Source organism: Pseudomonas sp. TE6283 (assembly GCF_054060555.1).
In genome coordinates this window covers 1-1,234 of sequence record NZ_JBSSDH010000047.1, presented here as the reverse complement: position 1 = coordinate 1,234, position 1,234 = coordinate 1, and the positions used below count along the sequence as shown (strand labels likewise).

Genomic DNA, 1,234 nt, shown 5'->3' with positions numbered 1-1,234 from the left:
CCCGGACACCTCTTAAGGGCGATATGATTCGCCCATTCAGGAGGTTCCATGCAAGAACGAAAGACCTATACCCGCGAGTTCAAGCAACGTGCTGCAAGCATGGTTCTTGACGACAACTGTTCGGTTCCCGACGTCTGCGCATCGATGGACGTCGGTCCAACGGCTCTGCGCCGCTGGGTGGATCAGGTTCGTAAAGAACGCCAGAAAGGACAGCCAGTGCCAGGCACCAAGGCGATCAGTGACGAACAGCGGGAGCTCCAGCAGTTACGCGCCAAGATCAAACGCTTGGAGACCGAGGCCGAAATCTTAAAAAAGGCTACCGCTCTCTTGATGTCGGATCCCGGTCGTTTTTCCTGATCGAGGAACTGAGAGAGTCAGGCTCGTATCCGACCAGCCAGCTTTGCAGTGCTCTGGGCGTTTCCCGTAGCGCGTTTTACGACTGGCTCCATCGCCGCTCAGTACCGGATACCGAGCGCGATGCGCTCAGGGAAAAGGTTGTGCAACTGCATGCTGAAAGCAGAGAAAGTGCCGGTGCAAGAATGATCTCTCAGTACTTGAAGGCCCAGCAGCTCAAGGTAGGAAGATACCTGGCTGGAAGACTCATGGCGGAGGCAAACCTGACCAGCAGACAGCGCCGTCGCCACCAATATCGCTCCAAAGGTGTTGAGGCATTTGTGGCCAGGAATCTCCTTGAGCGTAATTTCCGGCCAGCAGCAGTCAATCAGGTTTGGTGCGGCGACGTTACCAGCCTGATGGTCGGAAAGCGCTGGTATCACTTGGCTGTGGTCATTGACCTGTTCGCCCGCAGGGTCATTGGCTGGGCATTTTCTCTGATCAATGACGCCAACCTAGTCACCAAAGCACTGAGAATGGCTGTGGAAGTACGAGGCAAGCATGCGGGCTTGATGTTTCATTCGGATCAAGGTTGCCAATACACGAGCCAGCGCTTCCAATCCGAACTGCTTGAGCATGGCATAACCCAAAGCATGAGCCGCAGAGGCCAATGCTGGGACAACGCACCGACAGAGCGCTTGTTCGGCACGCTCAAGTCAGAATGGGTGCCCAGCAAGGGCTACACAGAGATCGAAGAAGCCAGACAGGATATGACCAGCTTCTTCATGCGCTACAACCGAATCAGGCTCCACAGCTACAACAACTACCTGTCGCCAATAGCCATGGAGCAGCAGGCGGCTTGATCACCGTAATCGGTGTCCGGAAAAACTTGACCAGAACA

2 protein-coding genes are annotated in these 1,234 nt (G+C 55.2%); both read left to right on the top strand.

The window, feature by feature from the left end; genetic code table 11:
- Window positions 1-48 precede the first annotated feature (48 nt).
- Window positions 49-357 carry a transposase gene (locus tag ACVWZ5_RS25520; RefSeq protein WP_062574409.1) on the top strand — a complete coding sequence of 103 codons (309 nt, stop codon included), beginning with the start codon at window positions 49-51 and terminating at the stop codon, window positions 355-357.
- Entirely contained in the window at window positions 354-1,196 is an 843-nt protein-coding gene (locus tag ACVWZ5_RS25515) for an IS3 family transposase (RefSeq protein ID WP_336198132.1), read from the top strand. Before ACVWZ5_RS25520 ends, ACVWZ5_RS25515 begins: the two co-directional genes overlap by 4 nt.
- The last annotated feature ends 38 nt before the right edge of the window (window positions 1,197-1,234 follow it).

Excerpts from the sequence above, each read along its gene's own strand:
- ACVWZ5_RS25520 (WP_062574409.1), top strand. The coding sequence starts at position 49 with ATGCAAGAACGAAAGACCTATACCCGCGAGTTCAAGCAACGTGCTGCA.